Genomic DNA, 17458 nt, shown 5'->3' with positions numbered 1-17458 from the left:
ACCCTGAAGCGCTGCGGTTCCGCGCGGAAATTCAGCTGCGCGGAACAGGGCGCCAGTCGGGAGGCGCCATCTCGAAGCCGGCAAACTCGAAGCCGGGCGCCACCGTGCAGCCGACCAGGGTCCAGCGGCCAAGGCTTTCGGCCGTCTGCCAGGCGCCGGCGGGCACGATCCCCTGCGGGCGCTGGCCGGCGGCAAGGTCGTTCCCCAGATGCAGGGCGCGGGCGTCGTGCCCGTTTTCCGAGATGGTCAGGGCGAGCGGCCCGCCGGCATGCCAGTGCCAGATCTCAACCGCATCCACTCGGTGCCAGGCGGAGAGCTCGCCCGCTTCCAGCAGGTAGTAGATGGCGGTCGACCGGGCGCGTCCCGCGGCGTCCGTCTCGCTGTCGCGGAACGTCTCCCGGTAGTGCCCGCCTTCGGGATGGGGGGTGAGGCCGAGCATCGAGATGATCTGGGCGGCGGTCAGGTTGGCGTCGAACATGGCAGTCGGCTCCAGCTCGCGGTCAGAACGTGTCCTTGCGGCGCCGGATCTCGGCAAAGACCGCCGCGTCGCTGGCGCCCTCGAGACCAAGGTGCTTGCGGATGGCGGCATCGCCAGGTCGCAGGAACGGATTTGCGGCGAGCTCCGCCGCCATCGTCGTCGGCAGCGTCGGCAACCTCTGTTCCCGCAGGCTCTCCACCTCGGCAACGCGCGCTTTCAAGGTGGCGTTGTCCGGATCGACGGTCAGCGCGAAGCGGGCGTTGGAGAGCGTATATTCATGGCCGCAATGGATGGAGGTCTGCGGCGGCAGCAGGCGGACGAGCTTTTCCAGCGAGGCCCACATCATCGCCGGATCGCCCTCGAAGATGCGGCCACAGCCAAGCGAGAACAGCGTGTCGCCGGTATGGGCGAAGGACAGCTCCGGCGCCCACCACGAGATCTGGTCGAGCGTGTGGCCGGGCGTGCCGATCGCCTTGAAGGCGACCCCTGCGACCGTGATCTCGTCGCCATCCTCCACGAAGACATCCAGTCCGGCGATCTTGTCGCGCGACAGGGCGGGGCCGGTGACTCGGGCGCCGGTCTCGGCCTTCAGCTCCACGAGCCCCTGGACATGGTCCCAGTGATGATGCGTGACGAGAATGTCCGTCAGCGTCCAGCCGGTTTCCTTCAGGACGTCCCTGTAGGGGTCTGCATGGGGCACGTCGATGGCGATGGTGCCGCCCGGCCCGCTTGCGCTTTCCGGCACATGGACAAGGACGCCGAAATTGTCGTCGAGGCAGGTGAACTGGCGGATTATCGCTCGCCGGTCGTCAGCGCTCATGGTGTCGTCCTCCGTGTGGTGAAGCATGCGTTCCCCGGAGGTAGCATCTTTCTGCCCTCGGTGGCAGACCCGGTCGGGTTCTGGAAGTCGGTCAGCGCCCTGGCGTGGTCGAACGCTCCACGAAGGTCGCCTCGAGCCGCAAGGTCGAGGGCGGGGCATCCAGGTCGGTCAACCGCCGCTCCAGATGGGCGACGGCGCCTTCGGCCATCTTTTCCGGATCCTGCCGGAATGTGCTGAGCCGGTAGGCGTCCCACGACGCTTCGGGGATGTCGTCGAAGCCGATCATCGCCAGCTCCCGGGGAAGATCGAGGCCGAAACGGCTGCGCGCCCGGTCCATCAGGCCGATGGCCACGAGATCGTTGACGCAGAAGACGGCCTGGGGCCGTTCGGCTGTTGCATCGCCCCCGAGGAGCGCATCGGCCGCTTTCTGGCCGCCGGCATAGTTGGCTTCCTGGCCGTGAGCGCGGACCACGCTCGCGCCGAGGCGCTGGGCCTCGTCAGCGAAGGCCTCCTCGCGCTCGACGAGGCTGGGTGTCGCCGAGGCGACGCCGGCGACTGCAAGGCGGGTGAAACCGCGCTCGACGAAGAGGCGGGCAGCAGTGCGGGCGGCGCCGGTGTTGTCGATGCGCACGTGGTCGCAGTCGGGTTCGGACCGCCCGATCATGATCAGCGGCTGGCCGTTGCGCCGGGCCAGCTCTACGAAGGAGGCCGGGGGCGAGCCAGACAGGATGATCGTTGCCGCCGCGCGGTATCCGAACAGAGCGTTCTGTGCGGCCTGCAGTTCCTGCTCGAGGCTGCCGGTGTTGATGATCAGCGGCACGCTGCCGCGCAGGATCAGCGCCCGGGTCAGGGCGGAGACGAGATGGGCGCGAAAGCCCACCTCGGGCCGGGTGACGATGAGACCGACGAGCCGGCTGCGATTGGCCAGCAGGCCGCGCGCCAGGTCATTGACCTGATAGCCCAGCTCGGCGGCCGCCTGCATGACCTTCTCGCGGGTCTCCGGCGCGATGCTGGCGCCCGGCGTGAACGCGCGCGAGACCGCCGAGCGCGATACGCCGGCCTTTTGTGCCACCTGCTGCGCGCTGATGAAGCGCCGTGCGGGGGTCTTGTCGCCCTGGTCCCGTTTCAATGGCCAACCTTCGACAGCACGTCGGATCTGAGGAAACGCTCGACGACGAGCATGAAAGCGATGGAGGGTATCAGGAGCAACAACGCCGTGATCGATGCCACCTGATAGTTTCCGCCAGCACCCGCTGTATAGAGCAGAAGCGGCAACAGATTCACGTCGGGTGCGCCGACGAAATAGCTGCCGGTGAACTCGTCGAGCGATTCCAGGAAGACGAAGATCGCACTGGCCAGCAGCCCGGGGGCTGCAAGCGGCAGCGTCACGTCCCGGAACGCACGGAAAGCGCCGGCCCCGAGCGAGCGGGCGGCCTGTTCCAGTTCGCTGTCGACGGCGGAAAAGGCAGCCGTCGCGATCCAGACCGCATAGACCAGCCCGTGGGTGACATGCACCAGCACGACGCCGATGACCGTGCCGTTGAGGCCGATCTGGTAGAACAGGCGCGCGATGTTGACGTAGACGGGCAGGTTCGGAAAGGCCTGGGGGATCAGGAAGGCCAGCAGGATCAGCGCCCGGAAGGGCAGTCGCAGGCGCGCCAGCGCATAGCCGGCGGGCACTGCCAGCGCAATCGCCAGCACCACCGTCAGGCTCGCGACCAGGACGCTGTTGGCGAGCGACTCCATCGCATTGCCGCGCGGCGAGAACACCCGTTCCCAGTAGCTGAAGCCGTATTCCAGCGGCAGCGCATGAGGGAAGTACCAGCGCTCCGCGACAGTCCACAGGACGAGGTTCGTCAGCGGGCCGAAGATGATGAAGGCGATGAGGCCGAGCACGATGGCGCGCGGCACCCACCACAGGTCGGGACGGATGCGCGCGGGCTCGGCCTTGTGCGGCAGGGGTGTCGACGAGGCGCTCATCCGCGCTCCTTCATGCTCTGGCGCAGGTAGAACCATGCGACGCAAGCGGTCGCGGCGAGCGAGATCAGACCGAGCGCGTTGGCCACGCCATAATCGCCATAGGCATTGATGCGGAAGGCGATGTCGGCGGTCAGCATGGTCGGCGACTGGGCGTTGATCATAAGCGGCACCGAGAGCACCGACATCATTGTGACGAAGGACAGGACCAGCCCGACCATCAGCGTGGTGGCGACCTGCGGCACCAGGATCTCGATCAGGATGCGCAGCCGCGATGCACCCAGATTGCGGGCCGCCTCGATGGTGCCGCGGTCGACCGAGGCCATGGCGCCGGCGAGCAGAAGCGTCACGAAGGGCGTTTGCTTCCACACGAAGGCGATGACGATGCCGCGCCAGTCGAGGAAGCTCACCGCCTGCAGCGGGGTGATGAGGCCGGCGCCCACGAGAATGTTGTTCATCAAGCCGTTCTTGGCGAGGAAGGTGCGCAACACCTGGCCGACGACGATAAAGGGAATGAACAGCGGCCAGCGGTACAGCCAGCGCAGGATCGCCACCGCGCGCGGGTTCTCGCCAAGGGTCAGATAGCCGCCGATGGCGATCGAGAAGAGCCCGATCAAACAGGTCGACAGGCTGACGATCACCACGGTGAAGAGGATGTCGGAGCTGTAGAGGGCAAAGGACTTCGTGAAGTTACCCAGCCCGTAGCCTGCCTCGGTCTCGAACGCGCCGATCACCGAGAGGGCAAGCGGCAGCACGAACAGGAACAGGATCACCGTCAGGGCGGGCAGGACGAGAAGCAGTCCGAGCAGGCGTCGTGGCATGGTGGCGTCGATCCGGTGGGGGCCGCCCGGGGAATCCGGGCGGCCTTTGCGGTGAAGGTCAGTTGGCGGCCTTGGCCTCGTAGGCTTCCAGGATCGCGTTGTTGTACGGCGCGATCGGGAAGGGCTTGCCGTAGCTGGCGAGGTCTTCCGGCGTCACGTCCGTGAACAGCTTGTTCCAGGTCTCGGCATCGAGCTCGGCCTGCACATGCTGCGCGTCGATGCCCGGGTACCAGTTGAAGCGCTTTACGATGCCTTCCGCCTGCACCTTCGGGCTGGTGGCGAGCTCGACGAACTTCTCCGCCAGGTCCTTGTTGGGAGCCTTGGCCGGGATCACGTAGTGCATCGGCTGGCCGGGCATGCCGGGGGCCGGCAGCACCAGCTTGAATTCCGGCGGCAGCTGGCCGTTGGCCTGCCAGGAATAGAACATGTCGACCCAGACCGGCCCGATGGCGATCTCGCCGCGCGACAGCAGGTCGAGCGTGCCGGCATTGCCCGGGGTCAAGGTGGCGTTCTGGGTGAATTCCTTCAGGCTGTCGAAGGCCGCATCCCACTTGGTGGTCTCGGCTTCCTCGAACGGGCCGTTCATCAGCTTGTTGGCGTCGCCGTCGCCGAAGGCATAGACCCAGCCCATCACGAAGCTGACGCCCGAGGCGCCGCCCTTGATGCCGTTGTAGCCGAACTGCTTCGGGTTCTCCTTCACCCAGGCGGCGAGCTCCTCGTAGCTCTTCGGCGGGTTGGGCAGCAGGGCCGGGTTGTAGGCAAGCGCCGTCTGGCTGTTGAACATCGGCATGACGTAGCCCTTGACGTTCGAACCGAGCGCCATGTCGGCATTCGCCCGCGTCACCAGCTTGCCGGAGGAGATGTTGTCGCGATAGGCCTCGAGATAGCCGCCCGAGACCATCGGGCCAGCGAACTTCTCGTGAACCACGGCAACGTCCGTGTCCCAGGTCTCGCTGCCGGCCTGCTTCTGGGCTTCGAAGCGCTCGAGGATCTTCTGCGAGCCGGCATCGCCGGGGCCGGTGCCGACGGCACGGACCGTGTGACCCGGGTTCTGCTCCTCGAAGATCGGGCCGAGATATTCGTTGATGTAGTCGACCATGTTCTGGTCGCCGGCCGTGATCACGGTGAGCTCGGCCGCCGTCACCGGCGTGGACGCAAGGCCCAGCACCAGCGTCGCCGAAAGAAGTTTCCTCATGTCGGTACTCCGCTTTCTAGACATCATTGACGATCAGGTCTCGGATGCTTCCAGGACGCGGCCGTTGGTGCCGTCGCTCAAGGAGCCTTCGGGGCCGGCGGGCAAGCCCTGCCGGACGAAGAGGAAAAGCGCTTCGGTGGGGATGCGGATGCGCACCGCCGCGCCGAGCGCGAAAGGTTCGGAACTGTCGACGAGCAGGGTCTCATCGCCGACCCGCACGGAATGGCGCCAGGCGCCGCCGGGATAGCTCGCCGCCTCGACGCGGCCGGGCAATTCCAGCGCGTCGCGGGTGGCGGTCCCGTCGCCCTCGCCGGCAAGGAGGGATGCGGCCTCGGCGCGGAAGCGCCCTTCCAGAAGGCCGTCGGCCAGCGGCCGTCCGTCCACGGCCAGATCGGCTGCCGCATTGGCCGGACCTGCGGCAACGATGACCCTGTCGCCAGCGATCCGGCCGGTGAGGTCGATACGGTTTTCCGCGCCCATGAAGGCGGCGACGAAGGGGGAGGCGGGACGGTTGTACAGCTCTTGCGGCGTGCCCTGCTGGGCGATGCGGCCGCGATCGAGGATGACGATGCGGTCGGCCATCACCATGGCTTCCTCGCGGTCGTGGGTGACATGCACCGCGGTGATGCCGAGGCGCTTCTGCAGCGCGCTGATGTCGTGGCGGACCTTGAGGCGGATGCGGGCGTCGAGATTGGACAGCGGCTCGTCGAGCAGCAGGATCTGCGGGTCGATCGCCAGGGCGCGGCCGAGGGCGACGCGCTGGCGCTGGCCGCCGGACAGGGCGCCGGGCTTGCGGCCGCCAAGACCGGACAGGCCGAGCAGATCCTCGAGCTCACCGACGCGTCGGGCGATCTCGGCCTTCGGCCGGCCGCGCAGCTTCAGTCCGTAGCCGATGTTCTGCGCCACCGTCATGTGCGGCCACAGGGCGTAGGACTGGAAGACCAGCGCCATGCCGCGCTTGTCCGGCGGCTGGCGCGTCACGTCCGTGCCGTCGACGGAAATCTTGCCGCCCGAGGGCTTCACGAAGCCGGCGATGGCGCGCAGCAGGGTGGTCTTGCCGCAGCCGGACGAGCCGAGCAGCGCGACGAACTCTCCCTTGCCGATGGCGAGGTCGAGCCCCTCGAGCACACGCGTTGCGCCATAGCCCGCGGACAGGCCCGCGATGTTCAGGAAGCCCTCTTGCGTCATTTTCCACCCTTTGCACAGCTGTGCATCGCAAGATACACGCTGTTTTTCTTCTGCCGACGAAACGGCGTTTCCATATTGTTAGCCTCGGGCTTCGTGCGGCGCAACGCCGCAGACACGTCAAAACTTCCAAGCCCAGTGATAGGCGGTGCGTGTAACGGTCCGATGACGTCGGCGCCGGAGCTCTCTTTCCGTCGCGTTTTCGGCGGCTCCTGGGAGCTGAGCCAATGCCGCGACCCACCACTTGCCGCTTTGAGAAATCGGCAGGTCATGCAACTTTTGGCAGGTGGTCGATTCGCGGATATCTGGCCGCCAGCCTTCGGTCCGCTTCGGCATGTTCAAGCTCCGACCCGGGTCGCTGCCTGCATGCGGCAGGGCAGAAGCCAGGCTCGGGAGAGGGAGCCGCATGCGGTCGGCCCGCCGGATTTACCTTGGCCGGACTTGCCATTGGGATGATCGGCTGCAGCCCGGTTCTCCAATCGGTGCGACGACATCCGCCTGACGGGAAGCATGATGGATCGGGACGGTTTCTCCTCCGATCCCGTCTCCGCCCAGGAGACGGGGATTCTCGAAAGCACCCGCGGTCTGACCGCCGTGCTCGACTGTCTCCCTCATTCCGCGTGGATCTTCGACCGCAGCGGACGCTATGTGTTTCAGAACCGGATCGATCGCGAGACCCATGGCAGTGCCGTTGGACTGCTGCCGAGCGAGGCGGGCCTCGGTCCCGAGGAAGGGCAGGCCTGGACGCAGATGCATCTCAGGGTGATCGGGGGAGAGCGCGTTCACTACAGCCGCGAGATGGAGACCTCACGCGGTCGTGTCGTCTCCGAAACCTCGATCGAACCTGTGATGGTCGACGGCGTGATCATCGGCGGCGTCGGTGTTTCGGTGGACCAGACGGCCCGAACCGATGCGGTCCGCCGGCTCAACGAGGCCCATCAACGGTTGGCGGAATTCGTTGCCGTGTCCTCGGACTGGGTCTGGGAGACGGATGAAGAACATCGCTTCACCAGCGTGATCGGCGACGGAGGGCGGCTCGGTCTCGACTTCGCCGGGTGGATCGGCCGGACCCGCTGGCAGGTTGCCAACGGAGACCCTGTGGCCGATCCGCTGTGGCGCGGATACGCGGAAACGGTGGCCCGTCATGCCCCGATCGACAACTTCATCTTCTCCACCCTGCGCGGGGATGGCGAGCCGATGTGGACCGAGGTCAACGGTCGGCCGCGCTTTTCGACTGACGGCAGGTTTCTCGGCTATCGCGGCGTGACGCGCGACGTGACCCGGCGCGAGACCATGGCGGAGCAGTTGCGGCGGTCCGACATCGTCATCCGGGCAACGAACAATGCGGTGGTGGTGTGCGACCGGGCGGGACGGGTCCGCTGGGTGAACACTGCATTCGAGCGCCTGACCGGCTATACGCAAGCCGAGGTTCTCGGTCAGAAACCCGGCGCAGTGCTGCAATGCTCGGAGACCGATCCGGCGACGGTGCGCGAAATGAGCGCCGCAATCGCCGAAGGGCGGCCTGTGCGGGTGCAGGTGTTGAACCAGTCCCGGACCGGACGGCGTTACTGGCTCGATCTCGACATCCGGCCGATCGCAGGAGAGGGCGCGGAACCGGAGGGCTTCGTCGGCGTCCAGACGGATGTCACGGAACTCGTCGAGGCGCGGGCGCTTTTGCACGATGTCATCGAGACGATCCCGGATGCCATCGCGGCCTTCGATGCCGAGGACAGGTTGATCCTCTTCAACCGCTCCTATCGCGACTACTACGCGCTTTCGGCGAAGCTGATCCGGGAAGGCACGCCGTTCGAGGACATCCTGCGCCACGGCGTGGCGGCAGGGCAATATATGGACCCGGGTTCGACGCCCGAGCAGCGCGAAGCCTGGATCCGGAACCGGATTGCGATCCACCGGGACCCGCCAAGCGAGCCGAGCATCCAGTTGCTGTCCGACGGGCGCTGGCTGCAGGTCAGCGAGAGGCGCTCGACCAGCGGCGCAATCGTCGGCGTGCGTGCGGACATCACGGCGTTGAAGCAGGCAGAGCTGGCCATCCGCCGGACCGCAGAGACGGATGGGTTGACGCAACTGGCCAATCGCTCCGTGATGACGCGGGAGTTGGACAAGGCGCTGCAGGGCAAGCGGCTTCGCGATCAGGTCGGCGTCTTCATCATCATCGATCTCGATCACTTCAAGTCGATCAACGATACGCTCGGCCACGACGCAGGCGATGCCCTGCTGCGGGTGGTGGCTCAGCGGCTGCGCCGGCTGTTGCGGCGTGGGGATGTCGTCGCGCGGCTGGGGGGCGACGAGTTCGCCGTTCTGCTGACGGGGCTTGCGGACGAGCTGGCGGCCGAGCGGATGGCGCAAAAGCTGCACAAGGCCCTGACGGCACGAACCCGGCTCGGCGACCGAATGATGCGGCCGGGCATCTCCATGGGCGTGACCCTGTTCCCTGCGGACGGCGAGACGCCGACCGACATCATCAAGAACGCCGATATCGCGCTCTATCAGTCGAAGGCGCAGGGTCGGAACTGCTGGACCCTGTTCAATCCGCAGCTGCGGCGCCGGCTGGAGCGCCGCCAGGAGCTCGGCGATGCACTGCGCGGCGCGATCTCCGCCGAAGACATCGATGTCGCCTTCCAGCCGCAGCTGGGGTTCGGCGATCACCGCATCGTCGGGTTCGAGGTTCTGGCGCGCTGGCAATATGGGGGGCAGGCGATCAGTCCGCTCGAGTTCGTCGGCATCGCCGAAGATCTCGGCCTCGGCGGCGTGCTCGGTCGCGCGATCATGGAGCGGGCCTTCGCAACGTTCTCGAAGGCATCTGCCGGGCGCGCCGATGCCGGCCAGCTCGCGATCAACCTTGCAACCTCGCAGCTCAAGGACCCGCACTTTCCCGAGTATGTGACGGAGGCCCTGGCGCGGTACGGATTGCGGCCGCAACAGCTGGAGTTCGAGGTGACGGAAACCGTGCTGCTCGACCGTTCGGCCGAGCGGATCGCCGAAACACTAGGAGCGCTGAGGCAGCTCGGCATCTCCCTGGCACTCGACGATTTCGGCACCGGCTATGCCTCGCTTACCCATCTCAAGCGGTTTCCGGTGTCGCGGCTGAAGATCGACCAGTCTTTCGTGCGCAATATCGGCCAGTCCGACGACGATGTGGCCATCGTGCGCGCGATCATCGGTCTGGCGCACAGTCTCGGTATGACGACGGTCGCGGAAGGGGTGGAGACCGGGGAACAGCTTGCGTTTCTCGCCCAGCTCGGCTGCGATATCGCGCAAGGCTTCTTCATCGGGCGGCCAGCACCGCACCCCGTGTGGTCGGTGGCTCCGCACGGACCGGCCGAAAGCGGCAGGCTTGCCATCTGACGGGACTGCGGTCTGGCAGGAGGCTTTCGAAAGCCGCGTTGACAGGCGCTCGGCAACGCCTGGCCCTGAAACGACAAAAGCCGCGGCGAACCACGGCTTTGCGTATCCTCGAGAAACTGGAGCGGGCGATGGGATTCGAACCCACGACCCCAACCTTGGCAAGGTTGTGCTCTACCCCTGAGCTACGCCCGCATCAGTTTGTGGCAACCGGTTGCGACCGGCGCCTGAGGTGGGCTGTATATGAACCAAGGCGATGCGGATTGCAACAGTGTTTTTTGTGCGCCGCGGCCTGTGGATCAGCAGTGGATTTCCAGCCGCTTGCGCGCATTGCACGGGCGCCGTCTTGTGCACGGGCAGCCGGGTCGGTTAGACCGGTGTGGTCTCGATTTGCGAGGCAAAAGTCGAGCCTTCCCGCCGGACTTCCGGCCCGCAGGATCAGGACAGGACCCCATGCCGGCAAGTCGCCAGGACCTTCTCGCCTTTCTCGAAGACCTCGGTCTGGAGGTCACGACCCGCGATCATCCGCCCGTGTTCACGGTTGCCGAATCCACCGAAATTCATGATGAAATTCCAGGCGGTCATACCAAGAACCTGTTCCTGAAGGACAAGAAGGGACGCATTTTCCTCGTCGTCGCGCTGCACGATGCGGAGATCGACCTGAAGTCGATCCATCAGCTGATCGGGGCGCAGGGGCGGGTTTCCTTCGGCAAGCCGGACCTCCTGATGGAGGTGCTGGGCGTGTTGCCCGGCTCGGTGACGCCCTTCGCCCTGATCAACGACCGCGAAGGCCAAAGGGTCACGCCGATTTTCGATGCAGAGATGATGCAGGTCGAGCCGCTCAACTTCCATCCGCTGGAGAACACCGCGACCACGACGATCTCGCGCGAAGGGCTGTTGGCATTCGCGCGCGCTTGCGGTCACGAAGCGCAGGTCATCGCGGTTTCAGGACAGCAAGCCGCGGTTTGAATTTTGCCGCCGATGCGCCCATGTTAGGCGCAACATGCAGGTAGCCTGCCGCAGCCGGACCGTCCGGCTGACGAGCATGGGTGACCAGACGAATCACGCTGCGGACAGGCTGGTGGCAGCCGTTCGCGCAACCGGGGACGACAGGGTATGAGCAACGACGGTTTTTCGGTCGGAGGCAGCTTCGGCGGGTCCTTCGGCGGTAGCGGTTACGGGACACCGGCCGCATCGGGAGGCGTTGCCGCCCCGGCTGGCGGCGGTGCGCCGGCGGCGGACGTCATTCGCGATGTCACCACGCAGACCTTCATGGCGGATGTGATCGAGGCGTCCCGCAAGCAGCCGGTGCTGGTCGATTTCTGGGCGCCGTGGTGCGGGCCCTGCAAGCAGCTGACCCCGGTGCTGGAAAAGGCGGTGCGTGATGCGCGTGGTGCCGTGATCCTCGCCAAGATGAACATCGACGACCATCCGGAAGTCGCCGGCCAGCTCGGCATCCAGTCGATCCCTGCAGTCATTGCGTTCAAGAACGGCCAGCCGGTCGACGGTTTCATGGGCGCTCAGCAGGAAAGCCAGGTCAAGGCATTCATCGAGCGAATCGCCGGGCCGATCGGGCCGAGCGATCTGGAACAGGTGCTGGCGCAGGCCAATGCCGCGCGCGAGGCCGGCGATCTCGCCCAGGCGGCCCAGCTGTATGCCGGCGCCCTGCAGATGGAGCCGGAAAACCTTGCTGCCATCGGCGGGCTCGCCCAGTGCTATGTGGCGGCCGAAGCCCTCGACAAGGCGCGCGAGGTCCTGGCCATGGCACCGGAGGGCACCGCCTCCGATCCGGCGATTTCCGCCGCCCGCGCCGCGCTCGACCTTGCCGATCAGGCGAGCAGCCTCGGCGATCTCGCAGGTCTTGAGGCACGCATCGCCGAGAACCCGTCCGATCATCAGGCGCGGTTCGATCTGGCCGTAGCGCTGGGCTCCAGCGCTGCGCGGCGCCAGGAGGCCGTCGACCAGCTGCTCGAGATCGTCCGCCACGATCGCGAGTGGAACGAGGACGGCGCGCGCAAGCAGCTGCTGCAGTTCTTCGAGGCGTGGGGCCACAAGGATCCGGCGACCGCCTATGGTCGGCGCCGCCTCTCCGCCGTGCTGTTCCGCTGATCTTTGCGGCCCGGGCATTTGCCTGAGCTGAAGGGCTTTTTTCATCCCGTGGCCGCCTCCGGCTGGCCACGGGCGGTTGGTGCGCCCATATAGAAAGAGAGAAGGCGGGCTCGAGCCCGCCGCAACGCTTTCCAACGGGTGATCCGACATGCGCGCCGGAAACGCGACCTATTCCAGCTTTTCAGACCTGCCGGCGACGGTTCCGCTGTTTCCGCTCGCCGGCGCCGTGCTGCTGCCCAAGGCGCAGATGCCGCTCAACATCTTCGAGCCGCGCTATGTGGCAATGATCGATGCGGCGCTGGCCAGCGACCGGGTGATCGGCATGATCCAGCCCGACTTCGCCTCCGGAAAGACCGAGGAGCCGGTGCCGCCGCTGGTCGGCATCGGCTGTCTCGGCCGCATCATCGCGGTGCAGGAAACCGGCGACGGCCGTTATCTGGTGACGCTGACGGGCATCGCGCGCTTTCGCCTCGAGGAGGAACTGGCAACGCTCACCCCGTACCGGATCGGGCGCATTGCCTCCGCGGGCTTTGCCGAGGATTTCGGCACCGGGCTCGGCGAGGACGAGGTCGACCGCGACGGGCTGGTGAAGACGCTGCGGGCCTATCTCGATGCCAACGATCTGGAGGCCGACTGGGACAGCATCGACCGTGCCTCGACAGAGATCCTGGTGAATGCGCTGGCGATGATGAGCCCCTATGGTCCGGCCGAAAAGCAGGCGCTGCTGGAGGCGCCGGACCTGCGCACCCGAGCCGAAACGCTGGTTGCCCTGACCGAGGTCGACCTGGCGCGGCGCAGCCGGGACGAGGGCGGGGTGACGCTGCAGTAGCTTCAGCCCTGTGTTGCTTTGCGCGGACAGCCGTGGCAGCAATCTGCGCGATACAGGGCCGGTACCGGCCGACGAACGGAGATACCGCGATGGCGAGCGAACCCGCCCATGCACTCGACCGCAAGCTTCTGGAGCTGCTGGTCTGTCCGCTGACCAAGACGACGCTGGAATACAATGCGGAGAAGCAGGAGCTGATCTCGCGCGCGGCCAAGCTTGCCTATCCGATCCGCGACGGCATTCCGATCATGCTGCCGGACGAAGCGCGCCCCCTGGACGACAGCGACGCTGCCTGATCGGGCGGTAATCGCCTCTTCAAACAAGAAGGGCCGGCCCCGCGGGGCCGGCCCTTCGCATTTCAAAGCCGCGGATCAGGCGCTCAGCGCGTCGAGCTCGGCGACGATGGCGTCACCCATGGCCGAGGTGCCGATGGCGCTCTCGCCCTTGCCGGCGATGTCGCGGGTGCGCAGGCCCTTGTCCAGCGTGGACGAGATCGCCTTCTCCAGCAGGTCCGCTTCCTCGACGAGGCCGAAGGAGTAGCGCAGGCACATGGCAAAGCTTGCGATCATCGCGATCGGGTTGGCCGCGCCCTTGCCGGCGATGTCCGGCGCCGAGCCGTGCACGGGCTCGTACAGGGCCTTGCGCTTGCCCGTCTCCGGGTCCGGAGCGCCGAGCGAGGCCGAAGGCAGCATGCCGAGCGAGCCGGTCAGCATCGCCGCGACGTCGGACAGCATGTCGCCGAACAGGTTGTCGGTGACGATGACGTCGAACTGCTTCGGCCAGCGTACCAGCTGCATGCCGCCGGCATCGGCCAGCATGTGCTCGAGCTCGACGTCCTGGTAGCCGTCGGCATGGGCCTGGCTCACCACCTCGTTCCAGAGCACGCCGGACTTCATGACGTTGCGCTTTTCCATCGAGGTGACCTTGCCGCGACGGGTGCGGGCCAGCTCGAAGGCGGCGCGGGCGATGCGGTCGATCTCGTAGGTCTCGTAGACCTGGGTGTCGACGGCGCGCTTCTGGCCGTTGCCGAGCTCGGTGATCTCCTTCGGCTCGCCGAAATAGACGCCGCCGGTCAGCTCGCGCAGGATCAGGATGTCGAGGCCCTCGATCACGTCGCGCTTCAGCGAGGAGGCATCGGCCAGCGCCGGGTAGCAGATCGCCGGGCGCAGGTTGGCGAACAGCTCCATGTCCTTGCGCAGGCGCAGCAGGCCGGCCTCGGGGCGCACGTCATAGGGCACGCCGTCCCACTTCGGACCGCCGACGGCGCCGAACAGCACCGCGTCGGAGGCCATGGCGCGGTCCATCGCCTCGTCCGAAATCGCCTTGCCATGGGCGTCGTAGGCGCAACCGCCGACGAGATCTTCCTCGGTCTCGAAGCTGGCGGTGCCGCGGGCGTTGAACCAGCCGAGCACCTTCTTCACTTCGCCCATGGTCTCGGGGCCGATGCCGTCGCCGGGCAGGAGCAGAAGCTTGTAGGTCGTCATTGGGAGCGTTTCCTCGTGAGTTTTTCGGAAGGCCGAGAGAATGATCTTTCGCGTTTCTGCTAGAACGTCGTGCGTCGCTTGGCAAGCATCCGGCTCAACCGGTCACGATGCTGTCGAGGGCGACATTGCCGCCGCAGACGAGCACGCCAACCCGCTCGCCGGGCGCAGGACGGTAGACGCCGGAGGTCAGGGCTGCGAGCGCCGTTGCCCCGCCGGGCTCGGCCGCCACCTGCAGCTCCGTCCAAAGCCGCGTCTGGGCGTTGCGGATCGCCTCGTCGGTCACCAGCAGGCTCTGGTCGACATGGGCGGCGCAAATCGTGTGCACCAGGTCGCCGCAGCGCCGGGCGCCGAGGCTGTCGGCGGCAAGGCTGTCGACCGGCACATCGACCGGCTCGCCTGCCTCGAGTGCAGCGTGCAGGGCGCAGGAGCCTTCCGGCTCCACCGCCACGACACGGACCTTGCCGGCAAGCCAAAGCGCGCAGCCGGAAATCAGCCCGCCGCCGCCGACGGCGATCAGCACCGTGTCGAGATCGGGCACCTGTTCCAGCCATTCCATCGCGACCGTGCCCTGTCCGGCGATGGTGCCGGGCGCGTCATAGGCGTGAATGTCCATCGCGCCGGTTTCTTCGCGGTGTCGGGCACAGGCTTCCGCCGCATCGGCATAGCGCGTGCCGGCCACGTGCAGCCTCGCGCCGGCGGCACGAATCCGTGCGATCTTGGCCGGGGCCGACGTCTCGGGAACAAAGATATCTGCCTGGTGGCCGAGGGCACGGGCTGCATAGGCGACGGCTGCGCCGTGATTGCCGCCGGAAGCGGCCGCGACGCCGGCCGCGGGCACGTCGGACGAGAGCAGCGTGTTGAACGCGCCGCGCGCCTTGAAGGAGCCGGTGTGCTGGACGAGCTCCAGTTTCATCGACAGCGACGCGTCGATGCCGAAGCTGCCGGCGCCGCTTTCCACAACCGGCGTGCGGCGCACCCGTCCCGCGATCCGAGCGGCTGCGGCCTCGATATCGGCGGGGGTGACGGGAAGGGGCGATGCGGCCTGGGCGGTCATGGCTGGCTCCTTGGGAGAGGTGAGAGGGGGCGGCGGCCGTTCAGGCCGGCAAGAACCCGGCGAGGCCGCGCAGCACGAGGCCGCCGGCAAGGACGGTCATGAGCAAGCGGAAACCATAGCGAAACGCGCCTTCCGACATGCGGGCAAGCAGGCGCGTGCCGATCAGCGTGCCGATGAAACCGCTGGCGATCATCGCCAGGATCAGCCCTGTCCAGGGGGCAAAGGCGAAGCCGAGAACGCCGAAGACGGCGATCTTGAACACATGCAGCGACAGGGCGGTGACCGCCTGCGTGGCGACGAAGGTCTGGCGCGGGAGGCGCAGGGCTGCGAGCACCGCCGCGCCGATCGGGCCGGTGGCGCCGAACACCATGCTGAGACCGGTTGCGATGAAACCGGCGCCGGCCATGGCCCGCTTCGGCGCACGCTCGAAGCGCGGCATGCGGCCCCAGACGATCCAGAGGATGAAGAGACCGAGGGCGAGGCGGACGACCTCGGCCGGCAGGTTGACGGCCAGCGCACCGCCGAGCGCGGCCCCTGCCACTGCGCCGAGCGCGTACCACAGGGCGGCGATCCAGTTGACATGCGGCAGCAGCACCAGCGCCCGGCCACCGTTGGAGCCCATCTGGACGACGCCATGGACCGGGACGAGCGCCGGGATCGGCATGACCTGCGCCATCACGGCGATCAGCATCATGCCGCCGCCCAGTCCGAAGGCGGCGGAAACGGCGGATGTGGCGAGGCTGACGGCGATGAGCAGGATCTGCGAGGCGGCCGACATGCCGGGAGCGGCAGTAAGGTGCTGAAGCGTGTCGAAAAGGGCGGTCAAGGAAGGGCCCGCAGGTGGGGGACGAGGTGGATGCGGGAGGGGATCTCAACCCTCCCGCATCCGGTCTTGTATCAGCTGGACGGCATTGCCGTCTCGACCAGCTTGACCCAGTAGGAACAGCCCACCGGGATCAGCTCGTCGTTGAAGTCGTAGGCCGGGTGGTGGAGGTTGGCGCTGTCGCCGTTGCCGACGAAGATGAAGGCGCCCGGACGCTCCAGCAGCATGAAGGAGAAGTCCTCGCCGCCCATGGTCGGGGCGACATCCGTCACCACGTTGTCGTCGCCGGCGATTTTGCGGGCGATGCCGGCGGCAAACTCGGTCTGCTCCGCGTGGTTGATGGTGATCGGATAGTCGCGCAGGTAGTTGACCTCTGCCTTGGCGCCGAAGGCGGAGGCGATGGTCGGGACGATCTCCTTCAGGCGCTTTTCGGCGAGATCGCGGATCTCGGCGTCGAGCGTGCGCACGGTGCCGCGCAGACGGGCGGTCTGCGGAATCACGTTGTCGGTGAAGCCGCCGTTGAACGCGGTGATCGACACGACGACCGACTTCAGCGGATCGACGTTGCGGCTGGCGATCGACTGCACCGCCTGGATGATGTGGGCGCCGACCAGCAGCGTGTCGACCACCTCGTGCGGCTTGGCCGCATGGCCGCCGACACCCTCGATGTCGATCTGGATACGGTCGGCGGCGGCCATCATCGCGCCCGGACGGATGTGGAAGCTGCCCACCGGCTCGCCCGGCATGTTGTGCATGCCGTAGACTTCCTGGATGCCGAACCGGTCCATCAGGCCGTCGTCGACCATCGCCTTGGCACCGGCGCCGCCCTCTTCGGCCGGCTGGAAGATGACCACCACGGTGCCGTCGAAATTGCGGGTCTCGGAGAGATACTTGGCGGCACCCAGCAGCATGGCGGTGTGGCCGTCATGGCCGCAGGCGTGCATCTTGCCCGGCACGGTGGACGCGTAGGGCTTGCCGGTGATCTCGTCGAGCGGCAGCGCATCCATGTCGGCGCGCAGGCCGATCACCTTGCCGGAGCCGTTCGACTTGCCCTTGATGACGCCGACCACGCCCGTGCGGCCGATGCCGGTCGCCACTTCGTCGACGCCGAAGGCCTTCAGCTTGTCGGCGACCAGCTCGGAGGTGCGGTGCGTGTCGTAAAGCAGCTCCGGATGGGCATGGATGTCACGGCGCCACTCGGTGATCTCCTCGGCGAGATCGGCGAAGCGGTTGATGATCGGCATGATGGTCCTCTGGTTTTGGCGAAAGGCTGTCGAGGCTGCGGCGCGGCCGCGGAGAGGCGCGTATCTGACGCCGAAAACG

The 17458-nt window shown here is 66.9% G+C and carries 16 protein-coding genes and 1 tRNA gene; 5 read left to right on the top strand and 12 right to left on the bottom strand.

Features of this window, described 5'->3' with window-relative positions:
* Nucleotides 1–31 precede the first annotated feature (31 nt).
* The 7 genes from BBX35_RS21385 to BBX35_RS21355 all read right to left on the bottom strand — a co-directional run bounded on the left by BBX35_RS21385 (nt 32) and on the right by BBX35_RS21355 (nt 6479).
* Nucleotides 32–478: a cupin domain-containing protein gene (locus tag BBX35_RS21385; protein ID WP_067224421.1), complete on the bottom strand. Its 447-nt coding sequence runs from the start codon at nt 476–478 to the stop codon at nt 32–34.
* A 22-nt stretch (nt 479–500) separates the two neighbouring features.
* Nucleotides 501–1298, bottom strand: coding sequence for a hydroxyacylglutathione hydrolase (gene gloB / locus BBX35_RS21380; RefSeq protein WP_067224807.1), 798 nt, complete (start codon nt 1296–1298; stop codon nt 501–503).
* A 91-nt stretch (nt 1299–1389) separates the two neighbouring features.
* Entirely contained in the window at nt 1390–2427 is a 1038-nt protein-coding gene (locus BBX35_RS21375; protein ID WP_067224420.1) for a LacI family DNA-binding transcriptional regulator, read from the bottom strand.
* Nucleotides 2424–3278: an ABC transporter permease gene (locus BBX35_RS21370; protein ID WP_083206510.1), complete on the bottom strand. Its 855-nt coding sequence runs from the start codon at nt 3276–3278 to the stop codon at nt 2424–2426. Before BBX35_RS21370 ends, BBX35_RS21375 begins: the two co-directional genes overlap by 4 nt.
* Nucleotides 3275–4096, bottom strand: a complete 822-nt coding sequence (locus BBX35_RS21365; protein WP_067224418.1) for an ABC transporter permease — start codon at nt 4094–4096, stop codon at nt 3275–3277. The genes BBX35_RS21370 and BBX35_RS21365 overlap by 4 nt, the downstream gene beginning before the upstream one ends.
* Before the next feature lie 58 nt (nt 4097–4154).
* Nucleotides 4155–5291, bottom strand: coding sequence for an ABC transporter substrate-binding protein (locus tag BBX35_RS21360; protein WP_067224417.1), 1137 nt, complete (start codon nt 5289–5291; stop codon nt 4155–4157).
* A 33-nt stretch (nt 5292–5324) separates the two neighbouring features.
* Entirely contained in the window at nt 5325–6479 is a 1155-nt protein-coding gene (locus BBX35_RS21355) for an ABC transporter ATP-binding protein (RefSeq protein ID WP_067224415.1), read from the bottom strand.
* A 510-nt stretch (nt 6480–6989) separates the two neighbouring features.
* On the opposite strand from BBX35_RS21355, the gene BBX35_RS21350 reads away from it, so the two are divergent.
* Complete coding sequence (locus BBX35_RS21350; protein WP_067224413.1) at nt 6990–9842, top strand: EAL domain-containing protein; 2853 nt, start codon at nt 6990–6992, stop codon at nt 9840–9842.
* A 117-nt stretch (nt 9843–9959) separates the two neighbouring features.
* On the opposite strand, the gene BBX35_RS21345 is transcribed toward BBX35_RS21350, so the two are convergent.
* Nucleotides 9960–10034: transfer RNA gene (locus BBX35_RS21345), tRNA-Gly, on the bottom strand.
* Between the two features lie 258 nt (nt 10035–10292).
* Here BBX35_RS21345 and BBX35_RS21340 point away from each other — a divergent pair.
* The 4 genes from BBX35_RS21340 to BBX35_RS21325 all read left to right on the top strand — a co-directional run bounded on the left by BBX35_RS21340 (nt 10293) and on the right by BBX35_RS21325 (nt 13070).
* The gene (locus BBX35_RS21340; RefSeq protein WP_067224412.1) at nt 10293–10808 is read left to right on the top strand and encodes a prolyl-tRNA synthetase associated domain-containing protein; all 516 of its coding nucleotides are present in this window, start codon (nt 10293–10295) and stop codon (nt 10806–10808) included.
* A 147-nt stretch (nt 10809–10955) separates the two neighbouring features.
* Complete coding sequence (trxA, locus tag BBX35_RS21335) at nt 10956–11948, top strand: thioredoxin (RefSeq protein WP_067224410.1); 993 nt, start codon at nt 10956–10958, stop codon at nt 11946–11948.
* Between the two features lie 148 nt (nt 11949–12096).
* Entirely contained in the window at nt 12097–12777 is a 681-nt protein-coding gene (locus tag BBX35_RS21330; RefSeq protein WP_067224408.1) for an LON peptidase substrate-binding domain-containing protein, read from the top strand.
* Nucleotides 12778–12866: 89 nt separating this feature from the next.
* On the top strand, nt 12867–13070 hold the full coding sequence (locus tag BBX35_RS21325) for a Trm112 family protein (RefSeq protein ID WP_067224406.1): 204 nt from the start codon (nt 12867–12869) through the stop codon (nt 13068–13070).
* 75 nt (nt 13071–13145) lie between these two features.
* Here the strand turns inward: BBX35_RS21325 and leuB are convergent, their stop codons facing one another.
* The 4 genes from leuB to BBX35_RS21305 all read right to left on the bottom strand — a co-directional run bounded on the left by leuB (nt 13146) and on the right by BBX35_RS21305 (nt 17379).
* A complete protein-coding gene (gene leuB, locus BBX35_RS21320) occupies nt 13146–14258 on the bottom strand; it encodes a 3-isopropylmalate dehydrogenase (RefSeq protein ID WP_067224404.1) in 1113 nt (370 codons plus the stop codon).
* Nucleotides 14259–14352: 94 nt separating this feature from the next.
* Nucleotides 14353–15312, bottom strand: coding sequence for a threonine/serine dehydratase (locus BBX35_RS21315; RefSeq protein ID WP_067224403.1), 960 nt, complete (start codon nt 15310–15312; stop codon nt 14353–14355).
* 40 nt (nt 15313–15352) lie between these two features.
* Nucleotides 15353–16138, bottom strand: a complete 786-nt coding sequence (locus tag BBX35_RS21310) for a sulfite exporter TauE/SafE family protein (RefSeq protein WP_208979904.1) — start codon at nt 16136–16138, stop codon at nt 15353–15355.
* A 71-nt stretch (nt 16139–16209) separates the two neighbouring features.
* A complete protein-coding gene (locus tag BBX35_RS21305; RefSeq protein WP_067224399.1) occupies nt 16210–17379 on the bottom strand; it encodes a M20 aminoacylase family protein in 1170 nt (389 codons plus the stop codon).
* Nucleotides 17380–17458: the final 79 nt, after the last annotated feature.

Origin of the sequence: Stappia indica, from assembly GCF_001696535.1 — a bacterium.
Classification (GTDB): domain Bacteria; phylum Pseudomonadota; class Alphaproteobacteria; order Rhizobiales; family Stappiaceae; genus Stappia; species Stappia indica.
Note: the sequence above shows the minus strand (reverse complement) of the source record. Positions and strands in the feature narration are given on the sequence as shown.

Bases quoted from the DNA above. Each gene is read 5' to 3' on its own strand.
- BBX35_RS21385 (WP_067224421.1), bottom strand. From the start codon at position 478: ATGTTCGACGCCAACCTGACCGCCGCCCAGATCATCTCGATGCTCGGC.
- gloB (WP_067224807.1), bottom strand. From the start codon at position 1,298: ATGAGCGCTGACGACCGGCGAGCGATAATCCGCCAGTTCACCTGCCTC.
- BBX35_RS21370 (WP_083206510.1), bottom strand. From the start codon at position 3,278: ATGAGCGCCTCGTCGACACCCCTGCCGCACAAGGCCGAGCCCGCGCGC.
- BBX35_RS21365 (WP_067224418.1), bottom strand. From the start codon at position 4,096: ATGCCACGACGCCTGCTCGGACTGCTTCTCGTCCTGCCCGCCCTGACG.
- BBX35_RS21360 (WP_067224417.1), bottom strand. From the start codon at position 5,291: ATGAGGAAACTTCTTTCGGCGACGCTGGTGCTGGGCCTTGCGTCCACG.
- BBX35_RS21355 (WP_067224415.1), bottom strand. From the start codon at position 6,479: ATGACGCAAGAGGGCTTCCTGAACATCGCGGGCCTGTCCGCGGGCTAT.
- BBX35_RS21350 (WP_067224413.1), top strand. From the start codon at position 6,990: ATGGATCGGGACGGTTTCTCCTCCGATCCCGTCTCCGCCCAGGAGACG.
- BBX35_RS21340 (WP_067224412.1), top strand. From the start codon at position 10,293: ATGCCGGCAAGTCGCCAGGACCTTCTCGCCTTTCTCGAAGACCTCGGT.
- trxA (WP_067224410.1), top strand. From the start codon at position 10,956: ATGAGCAACGACGGTTTTTCGGTCGGAGGCAGCTTCGGCGGGTCCTTC.
- BBX35_RS21330 (WP_067224408.1), top strand. From the start codon at position 12,097: ATGCGCGCCGGAAACGCGACCTATTCCAGCTTTTCAGACCTGCCGGCG.
- BBX35_RS21325 (WP_067224406.1), top strand. From the start codon at position 12,867: ATGGCGAGCGAACCCGCCCATGCACTCGACCGCAAGCTTCTGGAGCTG.
- leuB (WP_067224404.1), bottom strand. From the start codon at position 14,258: ATGACGACCTACAAGCTTCTGCTCCTGCCCGGCGACGGCATCGGCCCC.
- BBX35_RS21315 (WP_067224403.1), bottom strand. From the start codon at position 15,312: ATGACCGCCCAGGCCGCATCGCCCCTTCCCGTCACCCCCGCCGATATC.
- BBX35_RS21305 (WP_067224399.1), bottom strand. From the start codon at position 17,379: ATGCCGATCATCAACCGCTTCGCCGATCTCGCCGAGGAGATCACCGAG.